This is a genomic window from Streptomyces viridiviolaceus (genome assembly GCF_014650995.1).
GTDB lineage: Bacteria > Actinomycetota > Actinomycetes > Streptomycetales > Streptomycetaceae > Streptomyces > Streptomyces viridiviolaceus.
Genome location: NZ_BMWA01000047.1, coordinates 16,826 through 34,429 on the forward strand (window position 1 = coordinate 16,826; position 17,604 = coordinate 34,429).

General features: G+C 68.2%; 17 protein-coding genes and 1 pseudogene. 8 read left to right on the forward strand and 10 right to left on the reverse strand.

The window, feature by feature from the left end; genetic code table 11:
- Positions 1 to 2,025, forward strand: a complete 2,025-nt coding sequence (locus IE260_RS39045; RefSeq protein ID WP_189880687.1) for a trypsin-like serine peptidase — start codon at positions 1 to 3, stop codon at positions 2,023 to 2,025.
- Between the two features lie 359 nt (positions 2,026 to 2,384).
- Here IE260_RS39045 and IE260_RS39050 read toward each other — a convergent pair whose 3' ends face one another.
- Complete coding sequence (locus tag IE260_RS39050; RefSeq protein WP_189880688.1) at positions 2,385 to 3,266, reverse strand: DNA/RNA non-specific endonuclease; 882 nt, start codon at positions 3,264 to 3,266, stop codon at positions 2,385 to 2,387.
- 434 nt (positions 3,267 to 3,700) lie between these two features.
- Here IE260_RS39050 and IE260_RS39055 point away from each other — a divergent pair.
- Positions 3,701 to 4,510, forward strand: a pseudogene (locus IE260_RS39055) (IS5 family transposase).
- 299 nt (positions 4,511 to 4,809) lie between these two features.
- On the opposite strand, the gene IE260_RS39060 reads toward IE260_RS39055, so the two are convergent.
- Both IE260_RS39060 and IE260_RS42325 read right to left on the reverse strand, forming a co-directional pair.
- Positions 4,810 to 5,655, reverse strand: coding sequence for a hypothetical protein (locus tag IE260_RS39060; protein WP_189880689.1), 846 nt, complete (start codon positions 5,653 to 5,655; stop codon positions 4,810 to 4,812).
- A gap of 182 nt (positions 5,656 to 5,837) precedes the next feature.
- Positions 5,838 to 5,993: a hypothetical protein gene (locus tag IE260_RS42325; protein WP_229881749.1), complete on the reverse strand. Its 156-nt coding sequence runs from the start codon at positions 5,991 to 5,993 to the stop codon at positions 5,838 to 5,840.
- A 167-nt stretch (positions 5,994 to 6,160) separates the two neighbouring features.
- Here IE260_RS42325 and IE260_RS39070 point away from each other — a divergent pair, with 167 nt between their 5' ends.
- Complete coding sequence (locus IE260_RS39070) at positions 6,161 to 7,099, forward strand: hypothetical protein (protein WP_189880698.1); 939 nt, start codon at positions 6,161 to 6,163, stop codon at positions 7,097 to 7,099.
- Between the two features lie 37 nt (positions 7,100 to 7,136).
- On the opposite strand, the gene IE260_RS42735 is transcribed toward IE260_RS39070, so the two are convergent.
- From IE260_RS42735 to IE260_RS42335, 3 genes are all read right to left on the reverse strand, one after another.
- On the reverse strand, positions 7,137 to 7,259 hold the full coding sequence (locus tag IE260_RS42735) for a hypothetical protein (RefSeq protein ID WP_268255029.1): 123 nt from the start codon (positions 7,257 to 7,259) through the stop codon (positions 7,137 to 7,139).
- Positions 7,256 to 7,474, reverse strand: coding sequence for a hypothetical protein (locus tag IE260_RS42330; RefSeq protein ID WP_229881750.1), 219 nt, complete (start codon positions 7,472 to 7,474; stop codon positions 7,256 to 7,258). Before IE260_RS42330 ends, IE260_RS42735 begins: the two co-directional genes overlap by 4 nt.
- Before the next feature lie 105 nt (positions 7,475 to 7,579).
- A complete protein-coding gene (locus IE260_RS42335) occupies positions 7,580 to 7,786 on the reverse strand; it encodes a transposase family protein (RefSeq protein WP_229881751.1) in 207 nt (68 codons plus the stop codon).
- A gap of 698 nt (positions 7,787 to 8,484) precedes the next feature.
- Here IE260_RS42335 and IE260_RS42340 point away from each other — a divergent pair.
- Entirely contained in the window at positions 8,485 to 8,724 is a 240-nt protein-coding gene (locus IE260_RS42340) for a hypothetical protein (RefSeq protein ID WP_229881753.1), read from the forward strand.
- Here IE260_RS42340 and IE260_RS42345 read toward each other — a convergent pair.
- The 3 genes from IE260_RS42345 to IE260_RS39095 all read right to left on the reverse strand — a co-directional run bounded on the left by IE260_RS42345 (position 8,721) and on the right by IE260_RS39095 (position 10,202).
- Complete coding sequence (locus IE260_RS42345) at positions 8,721 to 9,098, reverse strand: PIN domain-containing protein (protein ID WP_229881755.1); 378 nt, start codon at positions 9,096 to 9,098, stop codon at positions 8,721 to 8,723. The two genes, IE260_RS42340 and IE260_RS42345, sit on opposite strands and share 4 nt — an antisense overlap.
- Entirely contained in the window at positions 9,095 to 9,358 is a 264-nt protein-coding gene (locus IE260_RS39090) for a YlcI/YnfO family protein (protein ID WP_189880690.1), read from the reverse strand. The genes IE260_RS42345 and IE260_RS39090 overlap by 4 nt, the downstream gene beginning before the upstream one ends.
- 517 nt (positions 9,359 to 9,875) lie before the next feature.
- Entirely contained in the window at positions 9,876 to 10,202 is a 327-nt protein-coding gene (locus IE260_RS39095; protein WP_189880691.1) for a hypothetical protein, read from the reverse strand.
- A gap of 426 nt (positions 10,203 to 10,628) precedes the next feature.
- On the opposite strand from IE260_RS39095, the gene IE260_RS39100 reads away from it, so the two are divergent.
- The gene (locus tag IE260_RS39100; protein WP_189880692.1) at positions 10,629 to 11,132 is read left to right on the forward strand and encodes a lamin tail domain-containing protein; all 504 of its coding nucleotides are present in this window, start codon (positions 10,629 to 10,631) and stop codon (positions 11,130 to 11,132) included.
- Positions 11,133 to 11,330: 198 nt separating this feature from the next.
- Here IE260_RS39100 and IE260_RS39105 read toward each other — a convergent pair whose 3' ends face one another.
- Positions 11,331 to 11,837, reverse strand: a complete 507-nt coding sequence (locus IE260_RS39105; protein ID WP_189880693.1) for a lamin tail domain-containing protein — start codon at positions 11,835 to 11,837, stop codon at positions 11,331 to 11,333.
- Positions 11,838 to 12,425: 588 nt separating this feature from the next.
- On the opposite strand from IE260_RS39105, the gene IE260_RS39110 reads away from it, so the two are divergent.
- The 3 genes from IE260_RS39110 to IE260_RS39120 form a co-directional block, all read left to right on the forward strand.
- Entirely contained in the window at positions 12,426 to 12,752 is a 327-nt protein-coding gene (locus IE260_RS39110) for a CU044_2847 family protein (RefSeq protein ID WP_189880694.1), read from the forward strand.
- Positions 12,749 to 17,053, forward strand: coding sequence for an nSTAND1 domain-containing NTPase (locus IE260_RS39115; protein WP_189880695.1), 4,305 nt, complete (start codon positions 12,749 to 12,751; stop codon positions 17,051 to 17,053). The genes IE260_RS39110 and IE260_RS39115 overlap by 4 nt, the downstream gene beginning before the upstream one ends.
- 209 nt (positions 17,054 to 17,262) lie before the next feature.
- On the forward strand, positions 17,263 to 17,604 hold a 342-nt coding region (locus IE260_RS39120; protein ID WP_229881756.1), incomplete at its 3' end, for a peptidase inhibitor family I36 protein.

Genomic DNA, 17,604 nt, shown 5'->3' on the forward strand with positions numbered 1-17,604 from the left:
ATGGGAACGACGGAGAGGATGGGGCAGGCGCGCGTACGCCAGGTCACCGCGGCCGCCCAGCGGTACCGCGCGACGAGCGACGAGCGCCTGGCCGTGGAACGGCAGCAGGATGCCGGCGTTCCTTTCCCGGACTCGCGCCAGGCGCTCGCCGCGCGGGCCACGCGCCTCCTGGACCGGCACGCGGTGCCCGCCGCCATGGCCGTGGAGGTCGTGCGCGCACAGCCGCTGAGCGCGTCCGACGCCTATGAGCGCATCCTCGGGGTGTCCAAGGAACTGCAGGCCTGGAGCTTCCTGCCGCGTGGTGCCCGGGCAGCGCGTACCGTCGCACGGATATCGGTGCGCGAGAACGGCCGCGAACTGCCGCTCGGCACCGGCTTCCTGGTGTCGCCGCGCCTGATGATGACGAATCATCACGTGCTCAGCGACGCCGAGACGACCCGGCAGTGCTTCGTCGAGTTCGACGCCCAGGTCACCGTCGACAACGCACCGCAGCCGCCGACGCGGCTGGAGCTGGATCCGGACGCGTTCTTCGTGTCCGACGAACGCCTGGACTTCGCCCTGGTACTGGTCGCACCCGGCCCCGACGCGCGGCCGCCGGGGGAGACGTTCGGCTGGAACCGGCTCAGCGCCCAACCGGGCAAGTTGATCATCGGGGAGCCGGTCAACGTGATCGGGCACCCGATGGGCCGTCTAAAGGAGATCGCCGTCCGAGACAACATGCTCCAGGTACGGCTCGACGACTTCCTCCACTACAGGACGGACACCGAGCCCGGGAATTCTGGCTCCCCGGTCTTCAACGATCAGTGGGAGGTCGTCGCGCTCCACCACAGCGGGGTGCCGAGGACCGACGACCAGGGCCGCCTCCTGCGCAAGGACGGGCAGGTTTGGCAGCCCGGCGACGGCGACGACGCGATCGACTGGGTATCCAACGAGGGCGTACGCATCAGCTCGATCCTGCGCTACCTCGCTCAGCTGCCGCCCGGCGTCCGGTCAGGACCGCTGTCCGAGATGGGCACCGAGTCGGGGCTGGGCCTAAGGGAGTCCGCCGCTTCCGCTGCGGCGCCCCCCGTCGCCGTGCCAGGACCGGCGGTTACGACGGCCGACGCGCGTACGGGCCTGCGTGCGCGACAGGGCGCGTTCGGCGGTCGGCGCCACCTCGTTTTCCTGCATGGGCGGTCCCAGGAGGGCAAGGACCCGGAGATGCTGCGCCGCGAATGGGCGGCCGGTCTCAACCAGGGACTGGTCCGCGCCGGGCTCCCGACGGTCGACCCGGCCGACGCCTGGTTCCCCTACTACGGCGACCGGCTGGCGCAGTCGCTCTCCGCCCACGAGGCCGTACCACGTGTCATCGAGGCCCCGGGTCTCCCCCCGGCCGAGGGGGTCGCTCCCGCCTCGCCCACGGCCCGGGCGGTGTACGAGGAGGTGATCGGCGAGGCCGCCGTGCGGTGGGACCTTCCGCAGGATAGGCAGCCGGAGGTCGAGCGGATCGGGCTGGGCGACATCGTCGGAGGCCTTCAGCGACAGCTGAGCTGGCTGGCCGCGAGGAGTGACCTCGACGCGTGGACCATCGCCCTGGTCTTCCGTGACGTGGCCGCGTATCTCGACGACCGGCGCCTGCGGGACACGGTCCTGGACTGTGTGCTGGAGACGATCCCCGAGGAGGGGGAGGTCGTGCTCGTCAGCCACAGCCTCGGCACGGTGGTCGGTATGGACCTGGCCACACGGTTGTCGCCCGCCGTGGCTCCGATCCACCTCACCACGGTGGGCAGCCCGCTCGGGCTGGACAGCGTGTACAAGAGGCTGCTCAGCGGCGGGCCGAAGCGGCCCGACGCGGTGGCGGACTGGCTGAATGCGTGGTCCCCCTCCGACGCGGTGGCCATCGGATGCCCGCTGGCTGGCGACTGGGCGGATGCGCTGACCGATGTCGCCGTCATCAACGCCCGCGACCGGGCCCACAGCGTCGTGGAATACCTGTCCCACCACGAGGTCGCCGGGGAGATCGGCCACCACCTCGAGCGCAGGTGACGCGCGTCGGCCGCAGTGGGCCCGGCCTGGATATGGTCCTGAGGGCCAACCGGCGGAGCCGTGAAGGCTCACCGATCGGTTTAGCGAACCGTAGCGGCCCTGCGGCAGACCGTGACCTACACGCCCCGCGACTAGGCGGCGCCAGGCACCCTCCTCGGTGACGCCGCAAGACCGCGGCCTCTTGCGGGCCGTGCTCGGCGGTAGCGGGGCGGCTGCTTTGGTACCGGGCATCGTCGGTCGTACCGACCGGCGCGGTGTAGCCGATCCGGGCCGGGTGTCGATGACGATGCCGCCGGTCGTCGCCGCCCTCTGCCAGGCGCTCGGGGCGAGGGCCGCCGCGGCTGCCGTGTTGACGTCCCTTACATGACGATGTCTTCGAACCTCTCCAATTGCGTCCACCGCTTTTCGGCACGCACACGCGGAGGCAGCCGGTCTGCGGCCGGAAGCGGTCCCAAGTCCAAGCCTGTGGCCTCCGCGACGTCAGCCACAGGCACCTGGAAGGTGCGGAAGGCTCCAAGCGGCGGAGGATCTCCGGCCCTGGCTGCCTCAGCCAAAGCTCGCGCAGCGGCGTCGCGGGTCAGATCGGGGGTCTGGTCCAGGACATACGCGGTGGAGGCCAGCTCGCCGTCCTGCATGAACGCGGCGACCTTCCAGAACTGCAGCGGTACCTTGATGCCCCGGTACGGGGGGTCGGAGCCATCAAGGACCGGTCCGGTGAACACCGACAGCTTGCGGTCGAACGCCTCAGCATGGTCGAGCAAGAAGTTCTCCAGCCCCTGCCACAGCTTCTTGCCCTGGTTGAACTCCTCCTGCTGCGGGGCAGCGTTCGTGTAATAGAACGTGTCGCTGTTAGCCGTTTCTGCCTCGGATCCCGTTCCCCAGACCGGATCGAGCCTGCGGACGAGGTGGCCCTTGTCCAGCGGGTTGTTCTTGTAGACGGGGTGCCCCGTCTGCTGGCCGTCGGGAAGGCGTGGATCAAAGCGCCAGTCGTCGTCGCGCTCCGCGTCGACCAGCTTCAGGCCGTCGATCATGACAGCCGTTGACGTGGCCAACCGTCGGTCGGGACGAAACACCACGCTGAAGTGGGTGTACGGCAGCACGACGGTCTCGACGGCTGGATCGGTAGGGAGGGGCAACGGTACGGCCGGCCCGAGGAACCGTTCGTCGTAGCCCTGGCGGTTCGCCAGTGACTCCCGTGTCACCGCCTCGGCGGCCGATGTGGGATCAGAGGAAGGAGGCATGACCCTTCACTACCGTGACAGCGGAGTCGTCCACCAGTACGCGCAGCGACGTCCCCCAGACGGACCAACTGGCGATACTCCCGCAAGACCTGAAGGCGGGCGACTGGGTTGTCCGCGGCTCGCAGATCGGCAGCCCGGGCGTCATACGCCGAGGGGCCTAGGTGTGGCCCGGTCTGGTAGCACCGGCCGTCACAGAGAAGGAAAGGCCCCTGGGTGGCGGCCGGTCGGCCGCGCATGCACACCCTGCCCACCCCGTGGCCGGCACGTGGAGGAGACGTGAAGCGTGTTACGAATCGTCCATATTGCTGCGACTCTTACCTGCATCGTCCATTTACCGGCCGCATGCGCCCGGTTGACACCTTGTCAGGCTTACTGGCCCTAACAAAAGCGGGTTGATCATGTGACTGTCGGCTTGGTCGCTCGTTGGTGGGGGCATGGGGAAGCGTCAGTCGCGGCCATGGATCGTGTCGGACGAACTGTGGTCGCTGATCGAGCCGTTGCTGCCCGAACCGGCACCGAAGCAGGTCGAGGGACGGCCGCGGCTGCCCGACCGTCAGGCCTTGTGCGGCATCCTGTTCGTCCTGCACACGGGTATCCAGTGGGAGTACCTGCCCCAGGAGCTCGGCTTCGGATCGGGCATGACGTGCTGGCGGCGCCTGGCGGCCTGGAACGAGGCCGGCGTCTGGGACCAGCTGCACCAGCTGCTGCTGAACAAGCTGCGGTCGAAGAACCAGCTGGACTGGTCCCGGGCGGTGATCGACTCCTCCCACGTCCGGGCCGCACGCAGGGGCCCAAAAGCGGACCCAGCCCGGTCGACCGCGCACGACCGGGCAGCAAGCACCACATCATCACCGACGGTCAGGGCATCCTGCTCGCGGTGTCGCTGACCGGCGGAAACCGCAACGACGTCACCCAGCTCCTGCCCCTGCTCGACAAGATTCCAGCGGTCGCGGGAGTCGTCGGCCGGCCACGACGCCGCCCGGACATGCTCTTCGCCGACCGCGGCTACGACCATGACAAGTACCGCCGGCTCCTTCGCGAGCGGGGCATCCGACCGGTGATCGCCGAACGTGGCCAGCACCGGCCTGGGCACCTTCCGCTGGGTCGTCGAGCGGACGATCTCCTGGCTGCACGGCTTCCGCCGCCTGCGCATCCGCTGGGAAAGACGCGACGACATCCACGAGGCCTTCCTCGGCCTCGCCGTCTGCCTGATCACCCACCGCCACGTCCAGAGGCTTTGTTAGGGCCAGTTACAGCCCTTGCGGCCACTGCCCCGCTGCCCGAGACCGCCAAGCCACGGCACCCCGGCAGCAGCGGAGTCGTCACCCGAAAGTGAGTAACAGCCGCCTGCCGAGGGAGCCTGCCGCGGACGTGAAGAAGCCCCGCCCCTGCAGCAGCAGGAACGGGGCTTTTCGTGGAGCACCGGGCAGGCCTTGCACCTGCATCTCCCCGCAGGAAGCGGAACGTCTTTCCTTAGACAGGACTACGCGACTTACGATTACGCGGGGTCGTCGGTTTCCCCCATCACAGTGAACATGATTCCTCACAAGCTGGGGATTAGCGGCAAGAGGATGCTCGGGGTCCCTTCTGAAACATCTCTGCTCATTTCTCCGATCCTCCAATTGCGGATGCCCACCAGGGGCACAACCTGCGTAGGAGTATCGGTTTCGTTTCTTACGTTGAAGCCGAAGAGGAAGAAACTCTGAGGTTGCCAGGCGTCTCTGCCTGTAATGCTCAGTGTGATTGACTGCTCATCAAGGTCATTTTTCGTAAAGCCGTCAACCGGCGGAAGGAGTCCGGCAAAATACCAGTTTGCCTGCCCGGTCTCAAGGTCCTCTTGCTCGGTGTCGTCCGATTCGAAGTCCACTACGGGAGTGCCGTCGGATTTGCTGATCTGAAGGCGGATTCTGTCGTTGGTACCGGAATCGATGGCGCCCAAAGTGGAGAGCAGCATCGCCACGCCGTTGATCGTGGTTCCAGGCGTGCCAAACTGGACCAGTGGGAGCGGGACGGAAGCCCTGCCCTCGTTAGGGTCGGTACTCATTTTGTCCGGGAAGTTCATCCGAATAGCCAGAGGGAATACGGGCGGTCCACTGTCCTGCTCGACCCACACGAAGGCCCGCTCCGGCCGCCATGCGTCATCACCGGTGATGTGCATTCGGATTGATGAATTAGTGAGATTGGTCGGGCTGAGGTTTGAGATAAGGTCACTGTTTAGCCTGAATCCCTCAAAGAGGTGAGCGTCGCCATCCCCGCGCCTGCGGGAGAAGTGTCCATAGAATTTGTCGTCTCCGTTTTCGTTGATGGTCAGCGCGATGGCACTGCTACTGCCTGGATCACCCTCCCCGTGGCCCGTAAGTGTCCCAAGCCAGACGCGCGTGACAGCCATGTCGGCCCCTTCCTCTTGTGGATATAACCATTGCTAATACCTAAAGGAAGGGTGCGCAACTTCGGGTACTGCAAACGAGGATCCCCATCCCGGACTCCTAATCTCTGAGATAGCGGTCCTTGAGCTGATGTCCGTTTCGGGGTGAGGCTGAGACGGGGCTGCTCGTCGCGATACTCGGCCGGCTACTGCTTCCTGGTGAAGCTGCCGGTGTCGGCTTCGGTGAGGACGTCGAGCTTGACCAGGCGTTTCAGCTTGGCCCGGATGCCTTCGATGTTCTTCGGCAGCAGTTCGTGGCCGAGGGCTTCACAGACGTCCCGGGCCCGCAGCGGTCCGGTCACATCGTTGAAGACGCCGAGGATGCGGGGGTGGTTCGGGTGCTCGGGCAGGTACGGTGGGGCAGCCGGAAGCCGGTCGGCGAGACCCTTCCGTGTGATCGCGAGGTGTTCGAGGTGTGTCTCCGCCTCCTGTCATGGCATCCCGGGGCCCTGCGCTGAAGACTGTGCTCGTGGACGATCGTCAGGAGCCTCATTCCTTGATTACACGGTGGCTGGGCCGAAAGTTTGCCAAGTTGAAGCAGCGGTGGGGTAATCCCAAGTGGCGTGCGCTGGCTGTCGTCGCCTTTGTCGCGGTAATTGCGCTCGTGGCCCTGCTGGTGATCGCGCTGGCCGTTCCCGGGCCTCGTCCGAACACGATGCCGTATGAAGTCGCGCGTGTGTGCTTGCAGGTGCTCGGCGTCTCCATCGTGGGGTTCTTCGTGGGATTGGAAACCTTCAATCTGCAACAGGAACGCCTGGAACGGCAGCGTTTGGACGACCGGATCAGGGCCTTTCTCACCGAGATGCTGGATGCATACCACGGCGTCAAGCAGGTCCGTCGCGTACTCAGGGCCGAGACCGCCCCAAGCACAGCGCCGACCATCACGGCCGACGCGTACTCGCGGTTGCTGCCCGAATTGTCCAAGCACCAACTCGTTTTCGAGTCCCTGGCGCGCAGTGCTCCGCTCATCGAAGGCCACGTGAACGGCGGCTCCGCGATCTCGGTCAAGGAGGCCGGGGGCAAGTTCGCGCTCGCTCACGGCCAGCAGCACGTGCGCGGGACCGTGACGAAGTCACTCACCGCGCACTGCAAAGACATCGAGGGCTACCTCAACGATGTCGTCGCGGAGTTCGAGGTCTTTCATCAGTTCCTACCGCAGGCTGGGCGCATCTCCCTCGCCAAACTCCATCTCGAAGAGACGGACCGCTTCCTTCACGACACGGACGAGTTCAGGGCCAAGGTCTCACGCCGCATCCGAGAAATGGTCAAGGTTCTGGAGACCACGCTCCTGCGGACCTCAGGGGGCGGTCGGGAGTCTTCGGGTGGCATCTGGGCCAAGCTGAAACGCCTGGTCAAGCTCGACGTCCTCACCGAAGCCGACACCGGCAGCTTCACCAGGAAGCAGTAGCCGGCCGAGTATCGCGACGAGCAGCCCCGTCGCAGCCTCACCCGGAAACGGACATCAGCTCACGGACCGCCCTGCCCTTGACGATCACGATGTAGTGCGCACCCCGGCCGAGCAGGTATGCGGCATTCTCGCGCTGGGTATGCACCGCATCGCTGGTCACGACAGCGCCCGCCAGGTCGGCGACAGTCTCCAGCAGCGGCTGAAACGGGTGATCTCATTGGTTTTCTCGCCCACGTCGAGCTGCGCCAGGACCACGCCGGTGGTGTGCTCGCGGGCGGCGAGCAGATGGATCTTGCGTCCGGTCGCTTTGGCGGCGCCTGCGCAGGCTCTTGCCGTCGACCGCCAGTCCGCGCAGCTGGCCGCCGGTGCTGCCACACCGGTCGGCCAGCCAGCGGCCCACCGCCTGGTCCAGCGCGTCGCCATCAAGGCGGCCCAGCAGCCGCCGCACCGTTGTTTCCGCAGGCAGACACCGTTTCGGGATCAGCGGATCAGGCCGTACGCCAAAGCGTTCCAAGACCGAGGACCGGCGATCCACTCGCCGACCGCGAGCAGGGAGGTCGCTCCGGCCAGCACCGCGCACGCAGTCAACGCGAGCACGACGACCAGAGCGTGCCTCACGCCCCGCGGATCTCGCGGATCGGGCACCTCCGCCAGCCGCTCCAGCAAGCCCGGGACCTCCTCGGCCACGACCTCAGGATGCTCACAGAGTTGGTCAAAGGCAGGCGTGATCGGCGATGATGCGTCGGCAGGCACGGTCTTCCACTCGGATCACGAGGCGTAGAAAACTCCATGATCTTGGGAACCCGTGCCTGTCGCGTTCCCGAGTCACCGCTGAGCTGGCAGTCATCACGAACCGGACGCTCTGCGACTACGCCGAAGCCCTGGGTGCCGGCACAGAACGACAGGTGTCGATCACAGGGAAAGATGGACCGGCGCCGACGCGTCACCAGCACCGCCTCCATCCGTCGTCCCCATGGGCGATCGTGACCGCGGGGGCGGCTCAGCTGAAAATGCATGACCGCTGACAAGGACTGGCCCTCGTGGCCTGCCAGCCCACCTCTTGGACGTAGGACTCGATCAGCGCCAGGTCTTCCTGCCGCTCTGCTGCAGACGCGGCTAGAACGTACGGGAGGACGCACACCCCGCGCAGCTATACGCTCACCCTCCGACGCCCACAGCGGCCAAGCCGCAGCCCTGCAGCTGTCCAACCGCCTACAGACGTCTGGACGGCTCCACCCCGTCGCAGGACCTCGCAGAGGCCGTACAGGCGCACCTGCGGTTCATCAAGGCCACCGCCCGCAACGCCACCGACAAGCACCGCACGCGCCTCGCATCCGTCGGCAGCGAGGCCGCAAGCCTGGCTGGCTGGCTCGCCTGGGACATGGGTGACCACGGCTCCGCCCGTGCCGTACGGTGCGGCGATCCAGGCCGCCCGGTCTGCGGGTGACCCGCTGTTCACCGCCTACCAGACAGGGACGCTCGCCCAGTTCGAGGCACACGCCGGGAACGGCGTCGAAGCCCTCAACCTCGCCCGCCGGGCCCGCCGCGCCCTCGGCGAGATAGGCCCGGCCGTCACCGACGCCTGGCTGTCCAGCATCGAAGCCCTCAGCCACGCGGCACTCTAGCTGCTCATGGGGTTCAGCGGGATGACTCCCGTGCCGAGGTACAGGTCGGGATTCAGAGACAGCAACGCAGCGTCGTCGCCGGCCTGCCGATCCACGAGCACGGAAGCTGCGGGGTGCAGGATCCGCCAGTCCACCTGCCGCCACGCACCGGCTACCAGGGCGTGGGCATGCGTGAAATCGGCGACGGTGGTGAACCGGCGGCCGAGGATGTGCTGGCCTGTGCCGGCCTTCTCGCGGTCGGCGACCACGGCGGACAGAGCTGGGATCACGATCTCTGCGTAGCCGTAGCTGGCCTCGACGTACAAGCCGTTGAGGAACTCATCACCCTCGGCCAGGGCCCGGATACAGGTGTGATCGAGTAGGACGCGGATCACGCGGCGTGGTGCTCCTGTCCGAGACGCTGCAGGAAGTCACGGGCCCGGGCACGCGCACCGTTCGAAACGGTCACACCGGTCGTCCGCCGGATCTCCTCCAAGGCCTGCTGCGCGCGCTGTTCCCTCTCTTCCGCGGTCAGCTCCCGCGTCACGAGCTCCTCCAGGAGATCGTTCATCGTCGTGCCACGCTCACTGGCCAACGTCCTCAGACGATCCCGTACCGCCTTGGTCGTCTTGATACTGGTGTCCTGCTCACCCATACACCCACTCTACCGCCAGTAGAACCACTGTGGGCGGGAAACCTCCGAGCTGGCTACCCGAACCGTTCCACGGGTGCAGGGAGCAGAAGTAGTTCGGGGGCCAGAAACGGAGAAGGCCGCGGGGAGCAGCTGGTGTACCGGATCGCCAAGCGGCACACGTGGGGACCATCCCCGAGGGCGGGGAACAGGGCAGCGAGGAGGTCGGCAACGTGTTGGGCCTCGGTCGCTCCCCGCGGGCGCGGGGATGGTCCCCGCCCACCGATGCCGCCTCGAAGAGCGCGGGCCTGCTCCCCGCGCACGCGAGGTGGTCCCATCGCCGGAGCCGCTGCCGGAGTCGGCGCACCCTGCTCCCGATGGACCCCAGTGGGTCAGGTCGTTGACCATGTCGCCCGACTGCTCCCGCATCCGCAGAATGATCCCTCGCCCGCCATCAGTCGCTGTGGCCCGGACAGCTACTCCGAGGGCCGGCTGATCCTGCACTCGGCAGCGGGCTGACAACTGTTGGTCGCAGGCGGGGTCATTCTCGTTCCCAGCCAGGGCGAAAGTCTGGGTGATGCCGCCAGGGCTGGGCGATGGTGGTGAGTGCGTCCCAGGTGCTGGCGAGAGCTGGCTCATTGTCCCACTGGCGGAAGGCCCGGGCCTGCCCGAGCAGCGTGCGCACGACGTCGTTGAGGGCCTGGATGGTGGGGTCGATCTCACCGCTAAGCTGCCCGGCCAGAATCAGGGGATCGATGCGGGCGAAGAGGAACGCGGCCAGCGTGGCGAAGTCCTCCTCGGTGTACTCATCGTCGGCCGCCCAGGCCGACTCGTCCTCGTCGTACGGCAGGGGGATGCCATCGGCCATGCGCTTCTCACCATTCATCACTGGGTCTGCCCGCGTCGAGTCACGGGTGCCGACGACCAGCATTGTCCACTGGCCGCCCGTCTGCCGGAACGGGAGGTCCGAGGCAACGCGACCGAGTGGACCACGGCGCTGAGCGCTTCTGCGCAGGCGCAGCACCGGAGTATGACGTGCACGGCGCGGCCCACGATCGCGCGCCCGGGAATCGGCGGACCTACTGCCTGCGCCTGCGACCTCCAGCGTCTGGGCCACCGCGCCTGTCCGCCCTCTGCACGGCCATGCTGGCACGTCGCGCTGCAGGACCTCTCGGAGGTGACACAGCAACACACCATCTTGTTGCACACTTTCTTCACCTTCCCAGCACTCTCTGATCACGTCTTCGGTATGCTCCGGGACGCTCCAATTGGCACCACTGAGGGGGGATTCCTCATGCGCATCCGCAGCGCCCTGACCACCGCCGCCACTGTGACCGCCGTGGCCGCGCTCGGCCTCGTCGCGGCCGTTCCGGCGCAGGCCGCCGAGTACTCCTCGGCCCTGAAGATCAAGGGCATCCAGTACGACGCCCCGGGCCGGGACGACAACCGCTGCTCCGGCGGGAACACCAAGAACGAGTACCTGACGATCAAGAACTACTCGAAGACCACGAACGTGAACCTCAAGGGCTACGTCGTCAAGGACGCAGCCGGCAACACGTTCACCTTCAAGGCCAGCCACACCCTGCAGCCCGGCGACTACGTCCAGCTCCGCGGCGGCCGCGGCACCGACTCCGACGCGAACAACGTCGTCTACCGCCAGAACTGCAACTTCATCTGGAACAACGACAAGGACACCATCTACTTCTACAAGCCGGGCGGCGCCCGCGCCGACGTCCACGCCTACACCAAGACGGCCAACGACCGCGACGGCAACGGCTACATCACCTACCACGGCTGACACGCCAGAAGAGGCGGCCTCTGCAGAAGCGGTGGGCCGGCCCCTGCCCGCGACGAGCCGCTGCGCGCGCCGGCTGCGCCACATCACGTCCCCGAGATGCCGACGGCGCGCCGCCCCTTACGGGGTGGCGCGCCGTCCTGGCGTTGTCAACGGGGTGCCGGTTTTCGGGTCCTGGGTCACCGGCACGGCCGGCTGGTGTCAGCGGTGACCTCCGTGGCGGTGATCGCCTCCGTGGCGGTGGTGGCCCCAGGAGTGGTCGTCGACGAAGCGGTCGCGGTGGTTGCGGAGGGTGGCGGTGTCGGAGCGGTTGTCCCAGACGTAGTGGCGGCGGTCCTGGTAGAGGTCGTGGCGGCTGTCGCGTCCCTGGCCGGTGTGGACGCGGACGGTGGAGCGGCCGTCGAGGCGGTAGTGGTCGAAGGTGTATGTGCGTCCGTCCTCGTCCGTCAGGGTCCAGCCGTCCAGGTTCACCGAGCGGCGGGTGTTGTTGGTGATCTCCACCCACTCCCGGTTCAGGGAACGGTTGGAGTAGTCGTCGCGGCCCGGGGAGTCGTACTGGACCCGGCTGATCTCCACCTTCGGCCGGTACTCCCGGTGATCGGCCGCCGACGCCGGCGTCGCCAGGACAGCGGTGAGGGCGCCGGCGCTCAGGGCGGCGGCGGTCAGACGGCGGGCAGTGATGGACTTCGACACAGGTTCCCCCTGCATGTGCGGGCACAGCCGGGTGTGCGGCTCGAGGCCGCAGGGCCGGGCTGTGCGTGGTGCGGGTGGCGGCCGGTCGGCCGCGCATGCACACCCTGCCCACCCCGTGGCCGGCGCGTGGAGGAGACGTGAAGCGTGTTACGAATCGTCCATATTGCTGCGACTCTTGCCTGCATCGTCCATTTACGGGCCGAATACGCTCGGTTGACTGCTTGTCAGGCTTACAGCCCTTACGGCCACTGCCCCGCTGCCCGAGACCGCCATGCCACGCCACCCCGGCAGCGGCGGAGCCGTCACCCGAAAGTGAGTAACAGCCGCCTGCCGCGGGAGCCTGCCGCGGACGTGAAGAAGCCCCGCCCCTGCAGCAGCAGGAACGGGGCGTTGCGTGGAGCGCCGGGCAGGCCTTGCACCTGCATTTCCCCGCAGGAGCGGGACGTCTTTTCGAACTGGCGTTGACCGCACTGCGTGGCCGGTGATGCTAAAGCAATTTCGACGGCCGCAGTGGGAGATCGCAGCTACCATGGCAGGCCGAAAGATCCGCTCAACTGGTCTGTTGTACAAGTGACTTGACGGGATAGCTAGAGAGGTCATCGCGTGTACCTGAGTGTCCCCTTCGAGGACGGTGAGGTCTTCGTCGTCGAGTTGTCTGATGGACAAGGTTCCGGGATCATCCGGGCGAGTCGCGGCGATGAGCTCTTCGAGACGTCCGCCGACACGTTCGAGTCGGGCATGGCCCGGGTGCAGCGGGTGGCCGCAACCATGCTGGCTCGGCTGGCGGATCTGCCACGCAGTCCTGATCACGTCCGAGCGGAGTTCGGACTGCGGGTGACAGCGGAGGCGGGCCTGGTCGTGGCGAAGGGATCGGGGGACGCGCACATCAGGCTGGAGCTGGAGTGGAGCCGTCCCGAGGGCGGCACGTGACGTCGGCAGGCAGGCCGGACTCCGGGTGGGAGCGCGGGACGGCCCGTGTGCTCCACGACGGCCGTCCGGTCGGGGTGGCGTTCCTGATCCCCGACCGGCTGCTGCTTACGTGCGCCCACGTCGTCGCCTCCACCGCCGGCCTCCCGGACGACGAACCGCTGCCGGCCCTTCTTCCGGTCACCCTCGACTTCCCGCTGCTGCCCGGGCGTCCTGCGGCGACGGCCTCCGTGCACTTCAGCGTGCCCGTGGCCGGTGACAGCAGCGGCGATGTCGCCGTCCTGGAGCTGAGCGGCGAGCCCCCGCCAGGTGCCGTACCCCTGCGGATCGTGGAGGCGGAGGACCTGGCCGGGCACCGCTGGCGGGCTTTCGGCTTCCCGAAGTACCCCGGACGAGGCGGCAGCAAGGACGCCGGGATCTGGACCCGCGGCACCGTCGAGGGCCGCGAGGGTACCGGCTGGTGGCAGCTGACCTGCGACGAAGAGGCACCGTTCCCGCTGGCGGGCGGCTTCAGCGGGGCGCCGGTATGGGACGAGGACTACGGCGGTGTCATCGGCATCGTCGTGGCCGTCGAGGGAGACCAGCGGCGCCGGACCGGGTATGCCCTCACCGTGGAGTCCCTCACCCGCGAGTGGCCCCAGCTACGCAGAAGGCTGCTGGCGGACGGCCCGTACCGCGAACTGCTGCCGTTCACCGAACACGACCGCGCCGTCTTCCACGGCCGTACGAACGAGACGCAGCATCTGATCGAACTCCTCGAGCAGCAGGTCCCCGTCCTGCCTGTGCTCGGACCCTCCGGCGTCGGCAAGTCCTCGCTGGTCGGCGCCGGCCTGCTCGGGCACCTCAACAGCGACCGGTACGTGATCGCCCGCGTGCCCCACGGGCTGCGCCTCACCGCTGAGGAACTGCTGGCTTGGGCCCTGGCCTCGGCGGGAGACGCGGACATCATGCAGGCAGGCTGGCACGGCCGCTGGTTGGCGCTGGCCCGGCAGCTCAACGATGAGCAGGGCATCCGTACCGCCGTGGAGCAGACACTGGCCCGCCACGGCAGACGGTCCCGGCTGGTGCTGGTGGCCGACCAGTTCGAAACGCTACTTGCGGACGCGCCCGACACCGCACGCCGGCTGGACGCCATGCTCGGGGTTCTGACGGCTCGCCGCCCGGACGGCAGCCGTGCCGCCCAGGCTGTGGTCGTTGCCCGGATCGACTTTCTCCGGCAGATCGAGGAGCTCCCCCACCTCCGCACGGCATGGGACGCCACCTCCGTGGTGGTACAACCGATGACGCGGAAGCAGCTGCAAGAGGCGATCACCTGTCCGCTGGAGGGGCATGCGGGGGTCCGGTTCGCCGACGGCCTGGTCGAGCAACTGCTGCGGGACACCCCGCCCGGTCCAGCCGCGCTGCCCATGCTGGAGTACGCCCTGAGTCGCCTGTGGGAGCGGCAGGAACGCGGGTGGCTGACCACCACCGCGTACCAGGAGCTTGGTGGCGTGGAGGGGGCCCTGGCGGGAGAAGCGGAGCACAGTCTGTGGGACTGGGCGGACAAGGCCGAGCGGCAGGCGCTGGAGCGGATCTTCATCCAACTCGTACGTCCCGGCGAGCAGCTGGACGCCGGGGAGCGGGGCCCGGACACCCGCCGGATCGCCGCCCGCGCCCAGTTCTCTGCAGGCGACTGGGCGTTGATCCACCGGCTGGCCAGCACGCGGCTGGTCGTGGTGACGCGCCGCCCGACGGGGCGGGACACCGCCGAGCTCGCGCACCAGGCACTGGTGGAGCAATGGCCGAGGCTGCAGCGCTGGGTCGAGGAGAACCGGGAGTTCCGCAGCTGGCAGGAGGGGCTGCGCCGTTCCCTGCGGGCCTGGCAGGAGCAGGGTCACCCGCGCAAACTGGTCCTGGGCCGGGAGCAGATCACGGAGGCGCGGCGGTGGATCGGTGCACGCGTCACCGAGATTCCCGCCGAGGAAGCCGAGTTCGTCGAGGCCAGTGCCCTGGTTCAGCGTCGGCGCCGTCTGGTCGTCGTGGGCTTCGCCGTGCTCACTTCACTCGTCCTCGTTGCGGCTGGCCTGGTCACCCTTAGCGCCCGCAGCAGCAGCGGCGAGCAGCGGGCCCTGGCCGCCGCTCGGAGCCTGATGGAGGAGAGCCGGCAGCAGGCCAATGCCGACCCGGCCCTGGCCGCTCGTCTCGCCTTGGCCGCTCAGCGCATCTCCCCGACTCCGCAGACCCGTGCGCAGCTCCTGTCCGCGGTGTATTCACCCGTACAGGCCACCCTCACGGGGCATACCAAAGCGGTGGAGTCGGTCGCCTTCAGCCCGGACGGCAAGTCCCTCGTGACCAGCGGAGACGATGGCACGGCACGGCTGTGGGATGTGGCGGGGCACTGGCAGCTGGCCTCGCTGGACGGCCGCAGCAGCCAGGTGCAGACGGCGGCGTTCAGCCCCGACGGCAGGACCCTGGTCACTAGCCACGACGGGTGGGAGGTGCGACTGTGGGACGTCCGCACCCGAAAGCAGCACGCTGTCCTGACCAGCGCCGGAAGCCCGGCCCTCTTCAGCCCGGACGGAGGCACGATCGCCACTGGAGGCGATCAGGGCAAGGTTCTGCTCTGGGATGCCCGTACTCGTCGGAAGATCGACGAACTCCGGGTCCACCGCAGCAACGACGGTGCCTGGCCCTCCCACCTGGCCTTCAGCCCGGACGGCACGACCCTCGCCGTCACCGTCATCGGCTTCCGTGCCAGCAAGAGCGACCAGTCCGAGGTGCAGCTGTGGGACGTGCGGGAGAGGCGGCGCACGGCCACGCTGAAAGGCCACACGGGACAGGTGACTTCTCTGGCGTTCAGTCCGGACGGCACGATGCTGGCCACGGGGGCGAGTGACGCCACGGCGCGCTTGTGGGACGTGCGCGGGCACCGCTCACTGGCCACGCTCCCAGGACACAGCGGCACCGTGTGGACCGTGGCGTTCAGCCCGGATGGCCGGATCCTGGCGAGCGGAGGCCAGGACCGTTCCATCTGGCTGTGGGACGTGGAAGAGCGCACGGCCGTTACCGTGCTGAACAGCCACACCGGGCAGGTGAACGCACTCGCGTTCAGCCCGGACGGCACGATGCTGGCCACAGGGGCGAGTGACGCCACGGTGCGCCTGTGGGACATGCGGGTCGGGCAGCCGCTCGCCACGATCGCCGTGGACAGTTCGGTACCACAGACCGTGATCTCGACACCCCGAGCCGCGTACAGCCCTGACGGGAAGGTGCTGGCGGTCAGCGACGACACCGGGGCTGTCCGGCTGTACGACGCCCGTACGCGGCGCACGCTGGGCCGGCTGACCGGGCACAGCGGCAAGGTGAGCTCGGTACGGTTCAGTCCGGACGGCAGGTTTGTCGCTGCGAGCAGCCACGACAGTCCGGCGGTCATACTGTGGGACGCGCGCACCCACCGCCGCCTCGCCTCGCTCGACGGCCACCGCAGGCCCGTGCAGTCCGTCAGCTTCAGCCCGGACGGCAGGACCCTCGCCACCAGCAGTTACATCGACGGGACGACCCGCCTGTGGAACGTCCGGACCCATGAACAGCTGGCGTCCATCGCCGCTGGGGCCGGCTGGACGGCCTTCAGCCCGGACGGCAGGATGCTCGTGACCGGCGGCTTCCAGTCCTCGTCCGTGCTGCTGCTGGACGTCCGGACCCACCGTCGCCTCGGCACCCTCGACGCGGTCAACAAGATGATCCACTCTGTCACCTTCAGCCCGGATGGCAGCACGCTGGCCACGGCGAGCGGGGACGGAAAGCTGAAGCTGTGGGATGTCAGCAGCCGCCGCCGCATCGCGACGCTCGCGGGGCACACCGACATGGCGCAGTCGGTTTCCTTCACCCCGGACGGGAAGACCCTCATCAGCAGCGGACGGGACGGCGCGGTGAGACTGTGGGAAGCGCACACCCACCGTCGACTCGCCACCCTCACGGGCCACACCGGCATTGTCTGGTCGGCCGTCGTCAGCCCGGACGGGCAGACCCTGGCAACGTTCGGCGACGACCGCACCATTCGCCTCTGGGACATCGAGTCCCGCCGGCAGTTGGCCCTGTACACCGGCCACACCAGTCCCGTGAACTCGGCATCCTTCTCCCCTGACGGGGGCACCCTCGTCACCAGCAGCTCCGATCTGACCGTACGGCTGTGGGACACCCGCGCTTTCCGCGACCTCGCCACCCTCACCGACCGGGCGTGCACGATCGCAGGCCACTCCCTGACGGAACAGGAATGGGACCGCTATGTCCCCGACGGAGTCGCGTATCACCGCATCTGTCCCTGAGGCGCGTCCAAAGCCATGGCGAGGGTCCGCACGGCGCCCCTGCCGATGCCCGCAGTCCCCGCCGACTTCCCCGCGTGCACGCCTGCGTTGCCGACCCCAGACCCGCGAAGCATGCGACCGGCCGTGGACCGGCGCTGCGCTCCGCCGCTGGAGTGAACCTGCGGGCAACTGCGGCCAGTCCGCACCGGGCGGCCCGTAGGTGTAGTGCCGTGATCAAGAATCTGATGCGTGCCGCGGCGGTTGCCGCCCTCGTCCTGTGTCCGATGGCCGTTCCGGCCTCCGCCTCCAGCGAGCCCAGCGTGGCCAGGGCGGGGATCGACTGCCCGTCCGGCTACGTCTGCATCTACCCCGAGATCAACTTCGGCGGGCAGCCCTGGGTACGCCGCGCCTCCGACGGCAGCGTCAAAGACCTGCCCTCCGCGATCCGCGACCGCGGCAGCTCCATCCGCAACAACTCCGACCGCACCGCCCGCGTCTACGAGAAGCGCAACCACGCCGGCCGGTGGGTGTGCGTCACCCGCAGCGGCGGCTCCATCCACGACCTGCGCGGC

Excerpts from the sequence above, each read along its gene's own strand:
- IE260_RS39045 (WP_189880687.1), top strand. The coding sequence starts at position 1 with ATGGGAACGACGGAGAGGATGGGGCAGGCGCGCGTACGCCAGGTCACC.
- IE260_RS39050 (WP_189880688.1), bottom strand. The coding sequence starts at position 3,266 with ATGCCTCCTTCCTCTGATCCCACATCGGCCGCCGAGGCGGTGACACGG.
- IE260_RS39060 (WP_189880689.1), bottom strand. The coding sequence starts at position 5,655 with ATGGCTGTCACGCGCGTCTGGCTTGGGACACTTACGGGCCACGGGGAG.
- IE260_RS39090 (WP_189880690.1), bottom strand. The coding sequence starts at position 9,358 with ATGGGTGAGCAGGACACCAGTATCAAGACGACCAAGGCGGTACGGGAT.
- IE260_RS39095 (WP_189880691.1), bottom strand. The coding sequence starts at position 10,202 with ATGGCCGATGGCATCCCCCTGCCGTACGACGAGGACGAGTCGGCCTGG.
- IE260_RS39100 (WP_189880692.1), top strand. The coding sequence starts at position 10,629 with ATGCGCATCCGCAGCGCCCTGACCACCGCCGCCACTGTGACCGCCGTG.
- IE260_RS39105 (WP_189880693.1), bottom strand. The coding sequence starts at position 11,837 with ATGCAGGGGGAACCTGTGTCGAAGTCCATCACTGCCCGCCGTCTGACC.